The organism is Zoogloea sp. (assembly GCF_041904905.1).
GTDB lineage: Bacteria > Pseudomonadota > Gammaproteobacteria > Burkholderiales > Rhodocyclaceae > Zoogloea.
Genome location: NZ_JAYRMI010000117.1, coordinates 1 through 4940, shown reverse-complemented (window position 1 = coordinate 4940; position 4940 = coordinate 1). Strand labels below are relative to the sequence as shown.

The window sequence follows — 4940 nt, the reverse complement described above, 5'->3', positions numbered from 1 at the left end:
CCCCCCTATAACCCGGGGGGCTACTGAAGTCGCCCCTACATGAGGATGGCCGACGCCATGTCTTACCTCAGCATCAATAACATCGAGGTCATCTACGACCACGTGATCCTTGTGCTCAAGGGCGTCTCGCTGCAGGTGCCCCAGGGCAAGATCGTTGCCCTGCTGGGCGCCAACGGCGCCGGCAAGAGCACCACGCTCAAGTCGATCTCCAACCTGCTGCGGGCCGAACGGGGCGATGTGACCAAGGGCAGCGTCGAGTTCAAGGGCCAGCGCATCGACCAGCTCACGCCGGCCGATCTGGTGAAGAAGGGCGTGATCCAGGTGATGGAGGGCCGCCACTGCTTTGGCCACCTCTCCATCGAGGAGAACCTGCTCACCGGCGCTTACACCCGCAGCCAGTCCCGCGCGGAGCTGAAGGAGAACCTGGAGAAGGTGTATGCCTACTTCCCGCGGCTGAAGACCCGCCGCACCTCGCAGGCCGGCTACACCTCGGGCGGCGAGCAGCAGATGTGCGCCATCGGCCGCGCGCTGATGGCCAAGCCCGAGATGATCCTGCTGGACGAACCCTCCATGGGCCTCGCCCCGCAGATCGTCGAGGAGATCTTCGAGATCGTGAAGGACCTCAACAGCAAGGAGAACGTGAGCTTCCTGCTGGCCGAGCAGAACACCATGGTCGCCCTGCGCTACGCCGACTTCGGCTACATCCTGGAGAACGGCCGCGTGGTGATGGAAGGCGACGCCGCCGACCTGCGGACGAACGAAGACGTGAAGGAGTTCTACCTGGGGCTGTCGTCCGAAGGGCGGAAGAGTTTCCGGGAAGTGAAGCACTACCGGCGCCGGAAGCGCTGGTTGTCGTAAGGAGGGCTGCGGGGCGCTTCCCTGTAGGTCGGACTTCAGTCCGACATCGCGGGTTGATGCGGTGGTGCTTTCGGTGGGCAGGGGGGGCCGGGGAGTTCGTTCCACGGCCGGGTTTGCACACCCGGCCGGCTCCAGCGGCGTGGAGCAGTGCTCCGCGAAACCCCGCTTCCGCCCCTGGCGGGCGACCTACTTTCTTGCTTCGCCAAGAAAGTCGGCAAAGAAGGCGACCCGGCTTCGGCGGTCATTCGCTTTGCGAATGACTCCCCTGCGCTGCTCCCGTCAGGCGGCCGGCGCAGAACTCGCCCTTCGGGCTCAGACAGCTGCGCCGGAAAGCCCCGCCCGCCGGTGCGCTGCTCGGCGCCTCAGACGGGCTCCGGGGAACCACCGAGCCTTGGCTGGATGGGATGGGGTTGGATGGGATGGGATGGGATGGGGTTGGATGGTGGGGTAGGTGGGGTAGGTCGGGTTAGCGCAGCGTAACCCGACATCGCCCTTCAAGGCAGCAACGGATTTTGGTGTGGCGCGGTGCTTGGCAAAAGCCCGTCTGAACCGCCGAGCAGCACAGCAACAGGCGGGGAAGTTCGGCGCGGCTGTCTGAGCCGGCGTAGCCGGCGAGTTTTGGGTAGGTCGGGTTAGCGCAGCGTAACCCGACGTGGCCTAGTGCCAGCGCGTGTCGGTCCGGCGGGTTCGGGTGTCGGGTTACGCTGCGCTAACCCGACCTACGTGAATGTCTTTGCTTCCTTTGTGGGTGAAGCAAGAGAGCGGCTCGCCCGCCGGGGTGAGTCCCGGCCAACGAATGTGCTGTAGGTCGGACTTCAGTCCGACCTATACGGTGCCTTTGGTTGGCAGGGGGGCGGGGGCGCATCCCCGCCAACGGTACGTTGATAACAGGAAAAACCGTCCTGCAACCGGACGAACGAAAAAACCAGAAGGACGCGGAGACCCAATGAACTACTACGACGCCCGTGAAACCCGCGATCCCCTCGATCGCGAGCGCGAACTCCTCGCCCGGCTGCCTGCCCAGGTGGCTCACGCCAAGGCCAACGCGCCGGCGTTTGCCGCGCTGTTGAAGGACGTGGATGCGGCCGCCGTCGCCACCCGCGAGGCGCTGGCGGCGCTGCCGGTGATCCGCAAATCCGAACTCTCCGAGCTGCAGAAGGCTGCACGCCCCTTTGGCGGGCTGGCGGCGGTGCGGTGGGGCGGCGGCTGTGCCCGGGTGTTCGCGTCGCCGGGGCCGATCTACGAGCCCGAGGGCGCGCGCAAGGATTACTGGCGGCTCGCCCGGGCCTTCTATGCGGCGGGCTTCCGGGCCGGCGATCTGGTGCACAACACCTTCTCCTACCACTTCACGCCGGCCGGTTCGATGATGGAGACGGCCGCCCATGCGCTGGGCTGCACGGTGTTTCCGGCGGGCGTGGGGCAGACCGAGCAGCAGCTCGCGGCGATGCTCGACCTGCGGCCGGATGCCTACGCCGGCACGCCGTCCTTCCTGCGCATCCTGCTGGAGAAGGCCGACGAGCAGGGTGTGAAGCTGGACAGCCTGAAGAAGGCCTTCGTCTCCGGCGAGGCGTTTCCGCCCAGCCAGCGGGAGGCCCTCGCCGCCCGCGGCATTCAGGCTTATCAGGCTTACGCCACCGCCGACCTGGGGCTGGTGGCCTTCGAGACGCCGGCGCGGGAGGGCATGGTGCTGGATGAGGACGTGATCGTCGAGATCGTGCGCCCCGGCACGGGCGATCCGGTGGCGCCCGGCGAGGTGGGCGAGGTGGTGGTGACCACCTTCAACCCCGATTACCCGCTGATCCGCTTCGGCACCGGCGATCTGTCGGCGATCCTGCCGGGCATCTCGCCCTGCGGGCGCACCAACACCCGCATCAAGGGCTGGTTGGGGCGCGCCGACCAGACGACCAAGGTGAAGGGTATGTTTGTGCACCCCGGCCAGGTGGCGGCGGTGCTCAAGCGCCACCCGGAGATCGGCCGCGGCCGGCTGGTGGTGGATAACCCGGGCCAGAGCGACCGGATGACCCTCCACTGCGAGCTTGCCGCGCCGGCGGACGGCCTCGCCGAGGCGGTGGCCGGCTCGATCCGCGAGCTGACCAAGCTGCGCGGCGAGGTGAGCTTCTGCGCGCCGGGCAGTCTGGCCAACGACGGCAAGGTGATCGACGACCGGCGCACTTACGAGTAGGCCACCGGGGGCCGCCCGGGCCCCCTGCGGAAAGCCCGGATCGAACCGGGCCCGCCCTTCGGGCACACTGGCGGCATGTCGCCCCTTGCCGCCTTGCCCTGAGCGATGCAGAGCTTTCTGCTGCTCCTGCCCGATTTCGCCCTGATCGCCCTGGGCGTGGCGCTGCGTCGCCACTTCGGGCTGGCGGACGCCTTCTGGACCGGCGTGGAGAGGCTGGTCTATTTCATCTTCTTTCCCGCGCTGCTGTTCCACGCCCTGGCCCGGGCGACGATCGACATCGCCGCGATGGGCCCGCTGTTCGTGGTCGGGCTGGTCACGATGGCGTCGGGGCTGGTGCTGGGCCTTGCCGGGCGGCCGCTGATGGGGCTGGATGCGATGGCCTTTGCCTCGCGCCTGCAGTGCGCCTACCGCTTCAACACCTACATCGGGATCGCCGTGGCCGGCAAGCTGGCGGGGGCGGCCGGCGTGGCGACCATGGGCGCCCTGTGCGGGGCGATGGTGCCCTTTGCCAACATGGCCGCGGTGGCGATGCTGGTGCGCCACGGGCAGGGCCGGCTGTGGCAGGAGCTGGCGAAGAACCCGTTGATCGTCGCCACCCTGGCCGGGCTGGCCTTCAACCTGTCGGGTGCGCAGCTGCCGGCGCCGGTGCTGCCCTTTCTGCAGCGGCTGGCGGATGCGGCGGTGACGCTGGGCCTGCTGGCGGTGGGCGCGGCGCTACGCCTGGGGCGCAGCGAGGGCGGTCGCTTCGGCACGCTCTACCTGTGCGCGGTGAAGCTGCTGGCGCTGCCGGCGGTGGCGTGGGGCTTGGGGCGGATGCTGGGGCTGGAGGGCGTGGCCTTCCAGGTGGCGGTGGCTTTTGCGGCCTTGCCGACGGCGTCGTCGGCCTACATCCTGGCGATGCGGCTGGGGGGCGACGGGCCCGGTGTGGCGCGCTTGATCTCGGCCACCACGGTGGCGGCGGCGATCACCCTGACCGGCTGGCTGGCCTTGCTGCGGGTTGCGTGAGGCCCAGATGGCACAACCCCGGCGGGTGCCGGGGTTGCGGGGCGATTACTTGTCCTTGCTGCGGCCGGACTTGGCGGGGGCCGGCGCGGGGGCCGGGTCGGCAGCCTTGGGGGCTTCCGCCGCGCCGGGCATCAGGTTCCACGGCCACATGCCGGCGGCGAAGGGGTTGGGCTGGGCGGCTTCGGGGGGGCCGCCTTCCGAGGCGATCTTGCTCATGGCCTGCATGGTGGCGATGGTGGCGCGCTGCATCTCGAGGCCCTGGGTGGCCATCTGGAGGGAGCTGAGGTTCATCTTGAGCCAGTTCTCGACGGCCTTCATGTCGGCGATGCGCTTGTCGAGCTCGTCCACGTCGAGGGTTGGGGTGACCATGCCGGGCAGGCTGAAGCCCATCTTGCTCCACATGCTGCGCATGAATTCGAGTGGATCCTGCGCCTTGTTTTCGGTGCTCATTGCTCTCCCCTTGTCTGGTTGTGGAATCGATGGTCGATCTTAACCGAAGCGTAGGCCGGCTGCATCAGCCTTGGGTCTTTCGTTGCAGCAGGGCGCGCAGCTTGGCCGGGCGGACGGGCTTGTGGAGCAGCGGGATGTCGGCCTGCTGGGCGGCGCTGGCGGTGGCGGGCGAGGTGTCGCCGCTGAGGATGATCGCGGGGATGGGCTTGCCGAAGTGGGCGCGCAGGCGGCGGATGGTCTCCAGCCCGTCTTCGGTGCCGGCGATCTGGTAGTCGGACAGGATGATGTCGGGCACCGCGCCGATGGCGTCCAGGCTGCCCAGGATGTCTGCCTGGTTGTTGGCGGCGGTGACCCGGCAGCCCCAGGATTCGAGCAGCCCCACGGCGCTGGCGACGGCCAGCTCGTCGTCGTCCACGAGGGCGACGTGGAGGCCGTTGAGGGCCTG

Annotated in this window: 5 protein-coding genes; 3 read left to right on the top strand and 2 right to left on the bottom strand. The window is 68.6% G+C overall.

Features of this window, described 5'->3' with window-relative positions:
• The first annotated feature begins 57 nt into the window (after positions 1-57).
• The 3 genes from ACE3N6_RS18910 (at position 58) to ACE3N6_RS18900 (ending at position 4045) form a co-directional block, all read left to right on the top strand.
• Positions 58-858, top strand: a complete 801-nt coding sequence (locus tag ACE3N6_RS18910) for an ABC transporter ATP-binding protein (RefSeq protein ID WP_374247373.1) — start codon at positions 58-60, stop codon at positions 856-858.
• 946 nt (positions 859-1804) lie between these two features.
• On the top strand, positions 1805-3040 hold the full coding sequence (locus tag ACE3N6_RS18905; RefSeq protein WP_374247372.1) for a phenylacetate--CoA ligase family protein: 1236 nt from the start codon (positions 1805-1807) through the stop codon (positions 3038-3040).
• 105 nt (positions 3041-3145) lie between these two features.
• Entirely contained in the window at positions 3146-4045 is a 900-nt protein-coding gene (locus ACE3N6_RS18900; protein WP_374247371.1) for an AEC family transporter, read from the top strand.
• Positions 4046-4090: 45 nt separating this feature from the next.
• Here the strand turns inward: ACE3N6_RS18900 and ACE3N6_RS18895 are convergent, their stop codons facing one another.
• Positions 4091-4495, bottom strand: a complete 405-nt coding sequence (locus ACE3N6_RS18895) for a PhaM family polyhydroxyalkanoate granule multifunctional regulatory protein (protein WP_374247370.1) — start codon at positions 4493-4495, stop codon at positions 4091-4093.
• Positions 4496-4559: 64 nt separating this feature from the next.
• On the bottom strand, positions 4560-4940 hold a 381-nt coding region (locus ACE3N6_RS18890; protein WP_374247369.1), incomplete at its 5' end, for a response regulator.